The organism is Azohydromonas sediminis (assembly GCF_003574675.1).
GTDB classification, from domain to species: domain Bacteria; phylum Pseudomonadota; class Gammaproteobacteria; order Burkholderiales; family Burkholderiaceae_C; genus Calidifontimicrobium; species Calidifontimicrobium sediminis.
The window spans coordinates 19,092-33,182 of the sequence record NZ_QOAZ01000037.1; the positions used below are offsets into that span (position 1 = coordinate 19,092).

Below are 14,091 nucleotides of genomic sequence, written 5' to 3' on the forward strand. Positions count from 1 at the left end.
CGATCCTCTGCGGGTCACCACGGTGCGCGCCGGCAAAGAGGCGTGCGCCCGGTACCCGGCCTCGCGGTACCGAACCATCGATTCATAGCCGCCCGCACGATCGCCTCGGAGCCCCCATGGATCTGATCGCCACCCTCGAGCAGGAAGAAATCGCTCGCCTGAACAAGACCATCCCGGAATTCGCCCCTGGCGACACGGTGGTGGTCAACGTCAACGTCGTCGAAGGCAACCGCAAGCGCGTGCAGGCCTACGAAGGCGTCGTCATCGCCAAGCGCAACCGCGGGCTGAACAGCAGCTTCATCGTGCGCAAGATCTCCAGCGGCGAGGGCGTCGAGCGCACGTTCCAGCTGTACAGCCCGCTGATCGCGAGCATCGAGGTCAAGCGCCGGGGCGACGTGCGCCGCGCCAAGCTGTACTACCTGCGCCAGCGCAGCGGCAAGTCGGCGCGCATCAAGGAAAAGCTCGCCTGATGCCGCGGGCGGCGTGAGCGCGACGTGACCACGCCGCGCATCACCGACCCCGAAGCGGTGCCCGTCGTCGGCACCGACCACCACCTGCCTGCGATTCCGCCGCAGCGCCTGTGCGCGCCGGCGGTGCGTGCGCGTTTCGCCTGCGGGCGCGACTGGCAGCCCGAGATCGCCGGCGACGCGCGCGTGCTGCTGGACCGCGCGCCGGCACCGGCGGCGGTGCTGGTGCCGCTCGTCGAGCGCGACGAGCACCTGTCGGTGCTGCTGACGCGGCGCACCGCGCACCTGCGCGACCACGCCGGGCAGATCAGCTTTCCCGGTGGTCGCCAGGAAGACAGCGACGCCGACGCCGTGGCCGCCGCGCTGCGCGAGGCGCACGAGGAGGTCGGGCTGGCGCCGTCGCACGTCGAAGTCGTCGGCACGCTGCCGGTCTACACGACGATCACGGCGTTTCGCGTCACGCCCGTCGTCGCGCTGGTGCGCCCCGGCTTCGAACTCGCGCCGGACCCGTTCGAGGTGGACGAGGTGTTCGAGGTGCCGCTGCCGTTCCTGATGACGCCCGCGCACCACCGGCGGCACGCGTTCGAGTTCGGCGGGCAGCGGCGGCAGTTCCTGTCGATGCCGTGGACCACGACCGGCGCCGACGGCGTCGCACGGCGCTACTTCATCTGGGGCGCGACGGCAGCGATGCTGCGCAACCTCTACCGCTTCCTCGCCGACGCGGCCTGAGCGCGAGAGGCGCGCCGGTATCATCGCCTGCGATGAGTCTGCTGGCCGTCGTCATTGCGCTCGTGCTCGAGCAGCTCAAGCCGCTGCCGCGCGACAACCGCGTGCACGACGCGCTGATCGGATGGGTCGGCGGAACCGGTCGCAACTTCGACGCCGGCCGCGCCCACCACGCGGTGCTGGTGTGGACCATCGCCGTGGTGCTGCCGGCGCTGCTGGCCGCCGCGGTGCACCTGCTGCTCGCGTCGTGGAGCCTGCTCGCCGCGCTGGCGTTCGACGTCGCGGTGCTGTATGTCACGCTGGGCTTTCGCCAGTTCAGTCACTACTTCACCGGCATCCGCGACTGCCTCGAACGCGGCGACGAAGCCGGCGCGCGCGCGCTGCTGGCCGAGTGGCGCCACCTCGACGCGAGCGAGCTGCCGCGCACCGAGCTGCTGCGCCACGTGATCGAGCATGCGCTGCTGGCCGCGCACCGCCACGTCTTCGGCGTCTTCTTCTGGTTCGTCGTGCTGTCGGCGCTCGGTCTCGGCCCGGCGGGGGCGGTGCTGTACCGCATGGCCGAGTTCGCGAGCCGCTACTGGGCATTTCGCAGCCGCACCCTCGACGTGCCGGTCAACGAGCGGCTGCGCGAGCTGTCGCAGCGCCTGTTCGGCATCGTCGATCACGTGCCGGCGCGGTTGACGGCGTTCGGCTTCGCCGTCGTCGGCAACTTCGAGGAAGCCGTCGGCGGCTGGCGGCGCGACGCGATGCTATGGGCCCACCCCAACGAAGGCGTCATCCTCGCCGCCGCGGCCGGCGCCGTCGGGGTGCAGCTCGGCGGCAGCGCCGCGCCGGGCGTCATGCCCGACCGCTCGAAGACGTTCACGCGCGGCGCGGGCGCCGAGGCGGCGGGCGCCTCGGGCTCGACGCCCGGCGTGCCGCCGCAGCTGGGCCACCTGCAAAGCGTCGTCGCGCTGGTGTGGCGCGGTGTCGCGCTGTGGCTGCTGCTGCTCGCACTGCTGACCCTGGCCAACCTGCTGGGCTGAGCGCCGCGGCTCCAAGCCCCGGCCCGCTGCGGGGACGCAGCGGGCCCTCGCCCGGTCCACGCCCGCGCAGGCGGGCGTGGAGCCGCCGGGCTCGGCCTGCGCGGGCTTGGACGGCACGAAGGGGCCGAGCTCTGCGAGGCCCTGGGGCGAGCGCCGCGGCGCCGTGCTCGGCGCGAGCACCGCGAGTGCTCGCCGTCTGCCGCGCTACACGAGGCCGAGCCGCCGGCTTTCGACGAACACCGGGTGCAGCTCGTCGCCGTCGGCGCTGACGGCGCGCCCGCGGCCCTGGCGCTTGGCCTCGTACAGTGCCTGATCGGCGCGGCGCAGCGCCTCGTCGAGCGACTCGTCGTCGCGCATCTGCACGACACCGAAACTCAGCGACAGCTGCGGCGTGCCGTGCTCGCGGGCCAGACGCTGCGCGCGTTGCACGATGCGCGTGGCCACCGCCATCGCGTCGCGCAGGTCGGTGCGCGGCAGCAGCAGCGCGAACTCGTCGCCGCCGTAGCGGCCGGCGACGTCGTCGGCGCGCAGCGTCTCCTGCACGCAGCGCGCGACGAGGCGCAGCGCGCGGTCGCCCGCGGCATGGCCGAGCTCGTCGTTGATGCGCTTGAAGTGGTCGATGTCGAGCATCAGCACCGCCGCGCTGCGGCCGCCGGCCGACTGCAGCACGCGCCGCGCCAACTCGCCGAAGTGGCGGCGGTTGGGCACCTGCGTGAGCATGTCGATGTTGGCCAGGTAGCGCAGCCGCCGGCGGGACTCGCGCAGTTCGTCGACGGTGCGCTCGTGCGTCAGCCCCATCGTCGCGAACGCCATCGCGGCGACGCTCAGCGCGCTGGCGAGCATCGACAGCGCGACGGGTGCGTCGGGCACCGCAGGGTCGTGGACCAGACTCGCGACCCACGTCGTGCCGTGCACGGCCGCCGCGCTGCCGACCAGGGCCACCAGCCGGCGCAGCGCCGCGCTGTGGCGGCGTGCCGGTGCCCCGAACAGCACCCACGCGGCATGGCCGTGCACCACCGTCATCGCGCCGAGCCATGCGGTGCCTGGCGCGTGCGTGGCGCCGTCGGCCAGCGCCACCAGCAGCGCGATCGCGAGCACGCCGGCGTCGAAGCCCGGGTGGATCGGCGGGGGCTGACGGCCGTGGAAGCGGCGCACGCCGAGCACGACGAGCACCGGCCAGACGAGCAGCAGCACGGCGCCGAGCGTCGAGGCCGGCACGCCGCCGCCGGTGAGCGCGAAGGCCGCGAGCCCGACCGCGGCGAGCCACTGCGCGGCGCTCCACGCTCCGCGGCCACGGGCCTGCGGCTGTCCGGCCAGCATCGCGCTCGTCACCGCCGCGCACAGCAGTGCCACGCCGGCGGCGGCGAGCATCAGCGTGGGCAGGTGCACATCGGCGGCGACGAGCATGGCGCATTGTCGAGTCGCGCTCGGCAGTCGCGGTTCCGTCTTGAGGGTGCGGGATGCAACCAGATGCTGCGCGCCGCGGTGCGGCGTCACCGCCGGTCACAAGTGCGTGCGCCGGGGCGCGTGGCGTATCCTCGCGCCGATGTCTGCGCTGTTCGACGCCTTCTGGCGCGCCACCGCCTACTGCCTGCACCCGCGCGTCGTGCTGTGGTCGCTGCTGCCGCTGCTGCTGGCGTCGGCGGCGACGCTGGCGCTAGGTTACCTCTACTGGGAGGCGGCGGTGGCCGGCGTGCGCGCCACGCTCGACGGCTGGGCGCTGACGGCGGCGCTGTTCCAGTGGCTCGACTCGCTCGGCGCAGGCGGCTTGCGCGCGCTGCTGGCGCCGCTGCTCGTCGTCGCGCTGGCGGTGCCGGTGATCGTCGTCGCCGCGCTGCTGCTCGTCGCGGCGCTGATGACGCCCGCGCTCGTGTCGCTGGTGGCGCGGCGGCGTTTCCCGACACTCGAGCGCCGCCGCGGCGCGTCGCTGATGTTCGGCGTCGCGCGCTCGCTCGCGCTGGGCGTGCTGGCGCTGGTACTGCTCGCTGCGAGCGTGCCGCTGTGGTTCGTGCCGCCGCTGGCGCTGCTGCTGCCGCCGCTGATCTGGGGCTGGCTCGCGTACCGCGTGCTGGCGTTCGACGTGCTCGCCGCGCACGCCAGCGCCGACGAGCGGCGCGCGCTGCTGGCCGCGCACCGCTGGCCGCTGCTGGGCATGGGCCTGGTCACCGGCTACCTCGGCGCGGCGCCGTCGCTGCTGTGGGCGATGGGTGCGCTCGCGCTGATCTTCGCGCCACTGCTCGCGGTGCTGTCGATCTGGCTGTACACGCTGGTGTTCGCGTTCTCGGCGCTGTGGTTCGCCCATTACGCGCTGGCGGCGCTGCAGGCGTGGCGTGCCGACCACGAACCCGTGCCCGACGTCGTGACGGTGAGCGCCGGCGGGACCGGCGACGCGCCGCCCGCGCCCGAGCCACCGCTGCTGCCTCGACCCCAGTCATGAATTTCGGCCTCATCGTCATCGGCGACGAGATCCTGTCGGGCAAACGGCAGGACAAGCACCTGTCCAAGGTGATCGAGCTGCTCGGCGCGCGCGGGCTGGCGCTCGCGTGGGCGCGCTTCGTCGGCGACGACCGCGCGCGCATCACGGCCACGCTGCGCGACGCGTTCGCCAGCGGTGACGTGGTGTTCTCGTGCGGCGGCATCGGCGCGACGCCCGACGACCACACGCGCCAGTGCGCCGCCGCCGCGCTCGGCGTGCCGCTCGAGCTGCACCCGCAGGCGCGCGAACTGATCCTCGAGCGCATGCGCGACGTCGCGGCGGAGCAGGGCGTGCCGTTCGAGCCCGACCGCCCCGACAACGTGCATCGCCTGAACATGGGCGTGTTCCCGCGCGGAGCGACGATCGTGCCGAACCCGTACAACAAGATTCCCGGCTTCTCGATCGGCGACGTGCACTTCCTGCCGGGCTTCCCGGTGATGGCGTGGCCGATGATCGAGGGCCTGCTCGACGGCCGCTACGCCGCGCTGCACGGCAGCCAGCGCCAGACCGAACGCTCCGTGATCGTGATGGGCTCGATGGAGGCCACGCTCACGCCGCTGATGGAGGCCGTCGAGCGCGAGCACCCGGCGGTGCGCGTGTTCAGCCTGCCCAGCGTCGATCACCCGCAGTACGGCCGTCACATCGAGCTCGGCGTCAAGGGCCCGGCCGGCGCGGTCGAGACGGCGTTCGCGCAGCTGCGCGCCGGCCTGCAGACCCTGGGCGTCACGCTGGGCCCCGAAACGGTGCGCACTTGATCGGGGCGTGGCACCGCTTTGGTGTGCAGGCGCGGTGCGCACCCGTGCGACGACGTGCGGGTCGCGCCCCTGGATCGGGCATGCTTTCTGCTAGATTCTGGTGCGCCTTGGACGGCCGGTCACGGTCCTCCTCGAGCCGTCAAGTTTTTTCGATTCCACCCCCACTGCAAGCGTCCCGCTAGGAGATTTCTGATGGCCAAGACCGTCGCCGACGTGATGAAGATGGTGAAGGACAACGAAGTCAAGTTCGTCGACTTCCGCTTCACCGACACCCGCGGCAAGGAACAACACGTCACCGTGCCCGTGGCGGCGTTCAGCGAAGACAAGTTCACCGACGGCCATGCGTTCGACGGCTCGTCGATCGCCGGCTGGAAGGGCATCGAGGCGTCGGACATGCTGCTGATGCCCGACCCGAACACCGCCAACATCGACCCGTTCTTCGAGGAGCCGACGCTGTTCATGACGTGCGACGTCATCGAACCGGGCGACGGTAAGCCCTACGAGCGCGACCCGCGCTCGCTGGCCAAGCGCGCCGAGGCGTACATGAAGGCCTCGGGCCTCGGTGATGCGGCGTACTTCGGACCCGAACCCGAGTTCTTCGTCTTCGACAGCATCCACTGGCACGTCGACATGTCGGGCTGCGGCGTGCGCATCGAGTCGGAAGAAGCGGCCTGGAGCACCAGCAAGGACTACGAAGGCGGCAACCGCGGCCACCGCCCGTCGGTCAAGGGCGGCTACTTCCCGGTCCCGCCGATCGACAGCTTCCAGGACATGCGCTCGGAGATGTGCCTGCTGCTCGAGCAGATGGGCATCCCCGTCGAGGTGCACCACCACGAGGTCGCCACCGCCGGTCAGATGGAGATCGGCACCAAGTTCAGCACGCTGGTGCAGCGCGCCGACTGGCTGCAGCTGCAGAAGTACGTCATCCACAACGTCGCGCACGCCTACGGCAAGACGGCGACCTTCATGCCCAAGCCCATCGTCGGTGACAACGGCAGCGGCATGCACGTGCACCAGTCGGTGTGGAAGGACGGCAAGAACCTGTTCGCCGGCGACGGTTACGCCGGGCTGAGCGAGTTCGCGCTGTACTACATCGGCGGCATCATCAAGCACGCGCGCGCGCTCAACGCGATCACGAACCCCGGCACCAACAGCTACAAGCGGCTGGTGCCCGGCTTCGAGGCGCCGGTCAAGCTCGCGTACTCGTCGCGCAACCGCTCGGCGTCGATCCGCATCCCGTACGTTGCCAACCCGAAGGGCCGCCGCATCGAGTGCCGCTTCCCGGATCCGACGGCCAACCCGTACCTCGCGTTCAGTGCGATGCTGATGGCCGGTCTCGACGGCGTCGAGAACAAGATCCACCCGGGCGAAGCCGCCAGCAAGGACCTGTACCACCTGCCGCCGGAAGAAGACGCGAAGATCCCGACCGTGTGCTCGAGCCTCGACCAGGCGCTCGAGTACCTCGACAAGGACCGCGCGTTCCTCACCAAGGGCGGCGTGTTCACCGACGCCTTCATCGACGCCTACATCGAGCTGAAGATGCAGGAGGTCACCCGCTTCCGCATGACGACGCACCCGGTCGAGTTCGACATGTACTACAGCCTGTGATCGGCCGCCGCAGCGGCGGCGCACCGGCACAGCCCGAAGGGACGGCCACGGCCGTCCCTTTTCGTTCGGCTTTTCGGGCGATGCGCCGCGACCCCGTGGGCGACAATGGGGTATCCGGGGCCCGTGTGCGCCGGACGGAGAACGACACATGATGCGCTTGGGACCTGTGGCGCGCGGCGCCACGCTGGCGATGCTGTGGGCGCTGTCGTCGCTCGCGGCGGCGCAGTCCTCGGGCGTCGTCTACCGCTGCCCAGGCCCGCCCGACCTCTACACCGACGCGCTGACGCCCGAGGAAGCCAAGCAGCGGGGCTGCCGCACGATCGAGGGGGCACCGATCACCGTGATGCGCTCGACGCCGCCGCGTCCGCAAGCGTCGGCGCCGGCGCCGACACCGGCGCCCGCCGCGCGCCCCGAGGGCAGCCGCGTGGACCCGGCCGAGCAGCGCGCGCGCGACAGCGAGCGCCGCGCGATCCTGCAGGCCGAGCTGCAGCGCGAGGAGCAGCGCCTGGCCGAGCTCAAGCGCGAGTACAACGACGGCCAGCCCGAGCGCCGCGGTGACGAGCGCAACTACGCGCGCTATCTCGAGCGCGTGGCCGGCATGAAGGCCGCGATCGAGCGCAAGGAAAGCGACATCGCGGCGATCAAGCGCGAGCTCGACAAGCTGCCCAACTGAGGCCGCCGATGGCGCTGCCGTTCGTCCGCCTGCCCGGCACGACCGGCCAGCCGCCGTACGATGCGTTCGACCTGCTCGCGACGATGGTCGCCGTTGTGCGTCCCGACGGCCAGTGCCTGTTCGTCAACGCCGCGTTCGAGACGTTGGTCGGGCTGTCGCGCAAGGCCGTCCTCGGCAGCTCGGTGCCTGACTTCCTCGTCGATGCGCAGCCGCTGCGCGACGCGCTCGCGGCGGTGGCGCGCAATGACTATGCCACCGGCCGCTTCGACGCCGTGCTGCGGCGCCCGCCGGGCTCGCACCCCGAGCAGCTGCCGGTGCACGTCATCGTCAACCAAACCGAGCAGGGCGACCGCATCGTCGTCGAAATGATCGAGATCGAGCAGCAGACGCGCCTGGACCGCGAGGAGCGCACGCTCGGCCAGGTCGAGGCGACGAAGGAGCTGATCCGCAACCTCGCGCACGAGATCAAGAACCCGCTGGGTGGCATCCGCGGCTCGGCGCAGCTGCTGCAGATGGAGCTGGGCAGCAAGGAGCTCACCGAGTACACGCAGGTCATCGTGCAGGAGGCCGACCGCCTGCAGTCGCTCGTCGACCGCCTGCTCGCGCCACACCGCAATGCGCAGGTGGTCGGCGACGTCAACATCCACGAGGTCTGCGAGCGCGTGCGCGCGCTCGTGCTCGCCGAGTTCCCGCAGGGGCTCGCCGTCGAGCGTGACTACGACATCTCGATCCCCGAGTTCCGCGGCGACCGCGAGCAGCTGATCCAGGCGGTGCTCAACATCACGCTCAACGCGGCGCAGGCGCTCGAGCCGCGACGCACCGCGGGCGACGCGGTGATCTGGCTGCGCACGCGCGCCGCACGCCAGGTCACGATCGGCAAGACGCGCTGGCGTTTGGCACTGGAATTGCATATCGAGGACAACGGCCCGGGCATCCCGGCGTCGATCCGCGATCGCATCTTCTACCCGCTGGTGTCGGGGCGCGACGGCGGGTCGGGGCTGGGGCTGACGCTGGCGCAGACGTTCGTGCAGCAGCACCAGGGCACGATCGAGTGCGACAGCCAGCCGGGCCGCACGGTGTTCAAGATCACGATCCCCCTGCCGTAGCGGACCGCCCCACCGAATGAAACCCATCTGGATCGTCGACGACGACCAATCGATCCGCTTCGTGCTCGAGAAGGCGCTCGCGCGCGAGCAGCTGCCGGTGCGCTCGTTCACCAACCCGCGCGACGTGCTCGCCGCGCTCGACGATGACGAGCCGCAGGTGCTCGTCAGCGACATCCGCATGCCCGGCGGCTCCGGCATCGACCTGCTCGGCAAGGTCAAGGAGCGGCTGCCGCGCGTGCCGGTCATCATCATGACCGCCTACTCCGACCTCGACAGCGCGGTGTCGGCGTTTCAGAGCGGCGCCTTCGAGTACCTGCCCAAGCCGTTCGACGTGCCGAAGGCCGTCGAGCTGATCCGCCGCGCTGTCGACGAGAGCCTGCGCGAGGCGGTGCAGGCCGAGCGCGCCGCCGAGACCCCCGAGATGCTCGGCCAGGCGCCGGCGATGCAGGACGTGTTCCGCGCCATCGGGCGGCTGAGCCAGAGCCACGTCACGGTGCTGATCACCGGCGAGAGCGGCTCGGGCAAGGAGCTCGTCGCGCGCGCGCTGCACCGGCACAGCCCGCGCGCGGGCGGCCCGTTCGTCGCGATCAACACCGCGGCGATCCCGAAGGACCTGCTCGAGAGCGAACTGTTCGGCCACGAGCGCGGCGCGTTCACCGGCGCGCAGACGATGCGCCGCGGCCGCTTCGAGCAGGCCGAGGGCGGCACGCTGTTCCTCGACGAGATCGGCGACATGCCGTTCGACCTGCAGACGCGGCTGCTGCGCGTGCTCTCCGACGGCCAGTTCTACCGCGTCGGCGGCCACCAGCCGCTCAAGGCCAACGTGCGCGTGATCGCCGCGACGCACCAGAACCTCGAGGAGCGCGTCAAGCAGGGCGCCTTCCGCGAAGACCTGTTCCACCGCCTCAACGTGATCCGCCTGCGCCTGCCCGCGCTGCGCGAGCGTCGCGAGGACATCCCGATGCTCGCGCGCTTCTTCCTGGCCAAGAGTGCCCGGGAGCTCGGCGTCGAGGCCAAGCGCATCTCCGACGCCGCGCTCGCGCGGCTGATGGCGTTCGACTTCCCGGGCAACGTGCGCCAGCTCGAAAACATCTGCCACTGGCTGACCGTGATGGCGCCGGCGCAGGTCATCGAGCCGAAGGACCTGCCGCCCGAGCTGCAGCCCCCTGGCGAGGCGGCGCCCACGCCGGCCACCATGCCCGCAACCGGCAATGCCGAGGCGGCCGCCGTCGCGCCGTCGCCGGCGGCGCCGCACGTCGCTGCGCCGACTCCGCTCCCCCCGCCGGCCGCGGAGCCTGCCGCCGCGTCGCCCGGCTGGCTGCACGACCTCGAGCGCGAGGCACGCGCGATGCTGCACGCCGGCGCGCCCGAGGTGTGGGACGCGCTGACGCGCCAGTTCGAGGCGCAGCTGATCCGCACCGCGCTCGAGGTCACGCGCGGCCGCCGCATCGAGGCGGCGCAAAAACTCGGCATCGGCCGCAACACGATCACGCGCAAGATCCAGGAACTGGGCCTCGACGACGAATGAGCCGGGCGCGCGCCCGGCGGCATGCGTTCAGACGGCCAGCTCGACGATCACCGGCGCGTGATCGCTCGGCCGCTCGGCCTTGCGCGGCGCCTTGTCGATCGTGCACGCCGTCACCCGTGGCCTGAGCGCCTCGCTGACCAGCACGTGGTCGATGCGCAGGCCCTGGTTCTTGCGGAACGCGAGGTTGCGGTAGTCCCACCACGTCCAGCTCTTGGGCGGCTGCTCGAAGAGGCGGAACGCGTCGACGAGGCCCACGCCGAGCAGCTCGCGGAAGTGTGCGCGCTCCTCGTCGGTGCAGTGGATCTGCCCGGCCCACGCGACGGGGTCGTAAACGTCGCGGTCCTCGGGCGCGATGTTGAAGTCCCCGAGCAGCACGAGCTGCGGGTGCGCGGCGAGTTCGGCCTTGACCCAGTCGCGCAGCGCCTCGATCCAGCGCATCTTGTAGGCGAACTTGTCGCTGCCCGGCGCCTGCCCGTTGGGGAAGTAGGTGTCGATCACGCGCACGCCGCCGACGGTGGCTGCGATGACGCGCGCCTGCTCGTCGTCGAAGCCGGGGATGTTGCGCACCACGTCGGCCGCATCACCCACACAGGCCTTTGTCAGCAGCGCGACGCCGTTGTAGGTGCGCTGGCCGAACCACTGCGCGCGGTAGCCCGCGGCCTCGATCTCGGCGGCGGGGAACTTGTCGTCGGTGAGCTTGGTTTCCTGCAGCGCGATCGCGTCGACGGGGTTGGCAGCCAGCCACGCGAGCAGCTGCGGCAGGCGCACCGCGAGCGAGTTGACGTTCCAGGTGGCGAGTTTCATCGGAAAGGATCGTGATGCGGTCTGCGAGGCTGCACGCACCCGACGGTGACAGGTGGCGTGACGACGATCCTAACGTCCGTGCGGCCGGCCTCCACGGCCTGGCCTAGGCAGAGCAGTGCGCCTCGCGCGACCTCCACACCGGTGGAGGACGGCAGGCGCATCCTCCTCGCCCGACGGCGGTGCCGGGTGCATTCGGCGTGCAGCCACCACGGTCAGCGCCTGCGCGCGCCCTGCACGAACCGCACGAACGACGCGCTGAACTGGTGTGGCGCCTGGTCGAAGAGCTCGCGCACGAGGCGGTGCTGCATGCGGTCTTCGAGGTAGGTGCGCCACGCCTTGCCGCGCGCCGTGTGCCGCGCCACGACGCCCTGCGTAGCCAGGAACGCTTCCTCGTAGAGGTTCAGGCGGAAATGCGTGTACGCGCGCAGCTGCTGGTAGCGCCTGGCCTCGTGTCCGGCCGCCGGCGCGATCGCGAAGTACGGCGTCTGCCGATGCTTCATCGTCTCGAAGTCGGCGGCGACCTGCGCGCGCTCGACCGTCAGCCGGTTCAGGTCGAACAGGCGGTCCTGCAGCTTCGAGGCGAGGCTGGTCTGGTAGTACGCGCGGGTCACCAGAAACGTGACCAGCGCGAAGGTGCCGGCGACGACGGACTGCGCGCCGCCGAGCGCGGCGACGAGTTGATCGAAGGGGGTCGGGTCCATGGGGTCCTCCGCCGAAGTCGTTGCGTCCGCCGCACGGCGGGCCCGCTGCCCCGGCGCCGGTGCGCGAGCCCGGCGTGCGGTGCGTGCGGTGCATCCGTGCGGCCCGAAGATGCCACATCGACGGACGGCCGGCGATGCGCGCCCACCGGCGCCCGGCCCGCGACGCCGCCGTCGACCCCCGCGCTGCTAGCACCCGCAGGTGCCGCGGCCGCGCAGCCGCACCGGCGCGCGCCCGGGCTCGACGACGGTCACGGTGGCGCGCACCTCGACGTACTCGCAGGTCTCGGTGGCCGGCTTGGGGCAGGTGTTCGGGGCGGCGTTGAACTCGATGCGCACGCGCAGGCCTTCGCCGCCAAAGTGCTGCACGTTCGGCCAAGGCAGGCCGGCGTCGGGCAGCGGCGGGTTGCGCGCGTGCGGCGGCAGCACCACCTCGCGCCCGTCGCGCTGAAGCACGAGCGGCGCACCGGCACCCAGCGCCACGAACAGCGCCGGCCGATGCACGGTGGGCGACGCGCTGCACGCCGAGCCCTCGACGCGCAGCGCGCAGCCGCATTCGAGGCGCTGCTCGGCCACGCAGCCCAGCCCGCGCGCGAACGGCGTCGCGGCGGACGCCAGCGCCGGCGCCGCCGCAGCGAGGGCACCCGCCCACGCGGCGAGGCCCGGCAGCCGCAGGCGCGCGCACCGTTGGGCGCCCGGCGCGAGGCCGCCGCGGGGCGCGGGCATCAGTCGCCCGTGGCGGCCCACGCGACGAACTCCGGCGCCGGCGCGCCCAGATCGAGCGGCGCCGTCAGCTCGCGCTTGGGCCCCGCGTAGCCGTCGAAGCAGCGCCGGTGCGCCGCCAGCGACAGCGGCCCCTCGCGCGTGTCGTAGGCGGCCACCCAGTCGAGCAGCAAGGGCAGGTTCGCGTCCTGCTCGGCCTGCGAGGCGTACTTGTGCGGCTCCCACGGCCGCGCGCGGCAGTGCGCGAGGCACGCGGCGGTGCCCGGGTTCAGGAACACGAGCCGTGGCCCGAAGGCCAGCGCCGCGCCGACGAGGTGCGCGTAGCAGCCCTCGACCACCCACTGCGCGTGCCGCCGGCAGAACGCGCGCACGTCGTCGATCGCGTGCGCGTCGGGCCGCGGCTGCGCCGGCGCGTCGGGCTCCCACGCGACGGTGTCGAGGTCCAGCACCGGCACGCCGTGCCGCGCGGCCAGGTGGCGCGCGAGGGTGGACTTGCCGGAACCGGCGTTGCCGAGGATCGCGATGCGAAAGGAATCCATGGTCGACACCTCAGCCAGGCCGTGATCTGCCGTGCCAGCCGCCTGCAGTGGCCGTCAACCCGCGCGCCGAAGCACCTCGGCGGCCCGCCAGCCCTCCTGCACGAGCACGACCGCCGCGAGCGCCACCGCCATCTCGGGCAGGCCCGACGCCGCGAGCCCGGCCACCGCGGCGCCGCAGACGACGAGCTCGACGGCCAGCCGCACCGGCCAGCCCGTCGCGACCCACGCCTTGGGTGACACGAACGCCCCCCACAGTACGGCCGCAGCGAGCGGTGCCGCGACGGCCAGCATGACCGCCGCGAACGGCGTGGCGCCCGTGCGCGCACCCCAGACCGCCAAGGCCGCCAGCGCGGAGAGTTCCAGCAGGAACCGCAGGGCCAGGTTAGTCGCGCTCACTAGCCTTGCTAGGGGGACTAACGGTTTGCGCTTCACCTGCGGCGAGCCGAGCGTAGCGAGGCGAAGCCGTCAGGTGCAAGCGCGTGTTGGGCGGCATTCTTTCAGGGATTAATCATCTTCAAAGAGAAAGAGCCCGTTTCCATCCATATCAAGCGCAACAAACTCCTTCCCGCCCCAAGGCTTTTCTTCTAAAGCCCCGTTTGGATGAATAACCCCTGCTTGCTGATACTCCTTATACAACGCTTCAATATTGTCTACTGCTATCCTGCAAGCAGTGTTCTCGGCTATATTCTTATCCTGGCATTCCCATAAATGAATTTCCACTGCGTCACGCTTAACGGCAGCATAATCGCCATAGTTGAAAAGTTGGCTCCATGTCGTTTCGTGTGGAACCCAACATTCACAATGACCCTTGGTCGTCGAGCCCGGTGGGTATGTGGACAGGCCGCTTGCCGGCCTGTCCACATGTCCACGGGGCGGGCTTCGCCTGGGGAGTTGATTCGATGAGCGTCGGGGTCGAAGCGCTGTTCACCAGCGCGCTGGGGTTGCAGCCGCCATGGGTGGTCG

17 protein-coding genes are annotated in these 14,091 nt (G+C 71.5%); 10 read left to right on the forward strand and 7 right to left on the reverse strand.

The genetic code is table 11. The features are described 5' to 3' along the window. Positions 1-116: 116 nt before the first annotated feature. From rplS to DRV96_RS15320, 3 genes are read left to right on the forward strand one after another with little or no spacing between them, the layout of a single operon-like run. The gene (gene rplS, locus DRV96_RS15310; RefSeq protein WP_119292712.1) at positions 117-470 is read left to right on the forward strand and encodes a 50S ribosomal protein L19; all 354 of its coding nucleotides are present in this window, start codon (positions 117-119) and stop codon (positions 468-470) included. Between the two features lie 24 nt (positions 471-494). Continuing rightward, positions 495-1,196, forward strand: coding sequence for a CoA pyrophosphatase (locus DRV96_RS15315; protein WP_119292714.1), 702 nt, complete (start codon positions 495-497; stop codon positions 1,194-1,196). Positions 1,197-1,228: 32 nt separating this feature from the next. After that, positions 1,229-2,218 carry a CobD/CbiB family protein gene (locus tag DRV96_RS15320; RefSeq protein WP_119292717.1) on the forward strand — a complete coding sequence of 330 codons (990 nt, stop codon included), beginning with the start codon at positions 1,229-1,231 and terminating at the stop codon, positions 2,216-2,218. A 204-nt stretch (positions 2,219-2,422) separates the two neighbouring features. Here DRV96_RS15320 and DRV96_RS15325 read toward each other — a convergent pair whose 3' ends face one another. Further along, a complete protein-coding gene (locus tag DRV96_RS15325; protein ID WP_119292720.1) occupies positions 2,423-3,625 on the reverse strand; it encodes a GGDEF domain-containing protein in 1,203 nt (400 codons plus the stop codon). Between the two features lie 139 nt (positions 3,626-3,764). On the opposite strand from DRV96_RS15325, the gene DRV96_RS15330 reads away from it, so the two are divergent. The 6 genes from DRV96_RS15330 (at position 3,765) to ntrC (ending at position 10,364) form a co-directional block, all read left to right on the forward strand. Beyond that, a complete protein-coding gene (locus DRV96_RS15330) occupies positions 3,765-4,655 on the forward strand; it encodes an EI24 domain-containing protein (protein WP_119292722.1) in 891 nt (296 codons plus the stop codon). Then, positions 4,652-5,449 carry a competence/damage-inducible protein A gene (locus tag DRV96_RS15335; RefSeq protein ID WP_119292724.1) on the forward strand — a complete coding sequence of 266 codons (798 nt, stop codon included), beginning with the start codon at positions 4,652-4,654 and terminating at the stop codon, positions 5,447-5,449. Before DRV96_RS15330 ends, DRV96_RS15335 begins: the two co-directional genes overlap by 4 nt. A 192-nt stretch (positions 5,450-5,641) precedes the next feature. Next, positions 5,642-7,057 carry a type I glutamate--ammonia ligase gene (gene glnA / locus DRV96_RS15340; protein ID WP_119292726.1) on the forward strand — a complete coding sequence of 472 codons (1,416 nt, stop codon included), beginning with the start codon at positions 5,642-5,644 and terminating at the stop codon, positions 7,055-7,057. 166 nt (positions 7,058-7,223) lie between these two features. Beyond that, positions 7,224-7,730 (forward strand): hypothetical protein, encoded by a 507-nt coding sequence (locus DRV96_RS15345; protein ID WP_336470524.1) that lies wholly within the window; start codon positions 7,224-7,226, stop codon positions 7,728-7,730. A gap of 8 nt (positions 7,731-7,738) precedes the next feature. After that, positions 7,739-8,836: a nitrogen regulation protein NR(II) gene (glnL, locus tag DRV96_RS15350; RefSeq protein WP_119292729.1), complete on the forward strand. Its 1,098-nt coding sequence runs from the start codon at positions 7,739-7,741 to the stop codon at positions 8,834-8,836. Between the two features lie 16 nt (positions 8,837-8,852). Beyond that, positions 8,853-10,364: a nitrogen regulation protein NR(I) gene (gene ntrC, locus DRV96_RS15355; protein ID WP_119292731.1), complete on the forward strand. Its 1,512-nt coding sequence runs from the start codon at positions 8,853-8,855 to the stop codon at positions 10,362-10,364. A 27-nt stretch (positions 10,365-10,391) separates the two neighbouring features. Here the strand turns inward: ntrC and DRV96_RS15360 are convergent, their stop codons facing one another. The 6 genes from DRV96_RS15360 to DRV96_RS15385 all read right to left on the reverse strand — a co-directional run bounded on the left by DRV96_RS15360 (position 10,392) and on the right by DRV96_RS15385 (position 13,848). Next, entirely contained in the window at positions 10,392-11,168 is a 777-nt protein-coding gene (locus DRV96_RS15360) for an exodeoxyribonuclease III (protein ID WP_119292733.1), read from the reverse strand. Positions 11,169-11,380: 212 nt separating this feature from the next. Beyond that, the gene (locus DRV96_RS15365) at positions 11,381-11,869 is read right to left on the reverse strand and encodes a hypothetical protein (protein WP_119292735.1); all 489 of its coding nucleotides are present in this window, start codon (positions 11,867-11,869) and stop codon (positions 11,381-11,383) included. Between the two features lie 186 nt (positions 11,870-12,055). After that, complete coding sequence (locus tag DRV96_RS15370; RefSeq protein WP_162911099.1) at positions 12,056-12,592, reverse strand: hypothetical protein; 537 nt, start codon at positions 12,590-12,592, stop codon at positions 12,056-12,058. After that, entirely contained in the window at positions 12,592-13,128 is a 537-nt protein-coding gene (locus DRV96_RS15375) for an AAA family ATPase (protein ID WP_119292740.1), read from the reverse strand. The genes DRV96_RS15370 and DRV96_RS15375 overlap by 1 nt, the downstream gene beginning before the upstream one ends. Before the next feature lie 54 nt (positions 13,129-13,182). Further along, entirely contained in the window at positions 13,183-13,560 is a 378-nt protein-coding gene (locus tag DRV96_RS15380; protein ID WP_119292742.1) for a DUF2568 domain-containing protein, read from the reverse strand. A 72-nt stretch (positions 13,561-13,632) separates the two neighbouring features. Beyond that, complete coding sequence (locus DRV96_RS15385) at positions 13,633-13,848, reverse strand: VOC family protein (protein WP_210757069.1); 216 nt, start codon at positions 13,846-13,848, stop codon at positions 13,633-13,635. A gap of 50 nt (positions 13,849-13,898) precedes the next feature. Between DRV96_RS15385 and DRV96_RS18435 the strand changes: the two genes are divergently transcribed. Beyond that, positions 13,899-14,091 (forward strand): hypothetical protein (locus DRV96_RS18435; protein ID WP_210757070.1); only part of this gene is annotated, 193 nt, incomplete at its 3' end.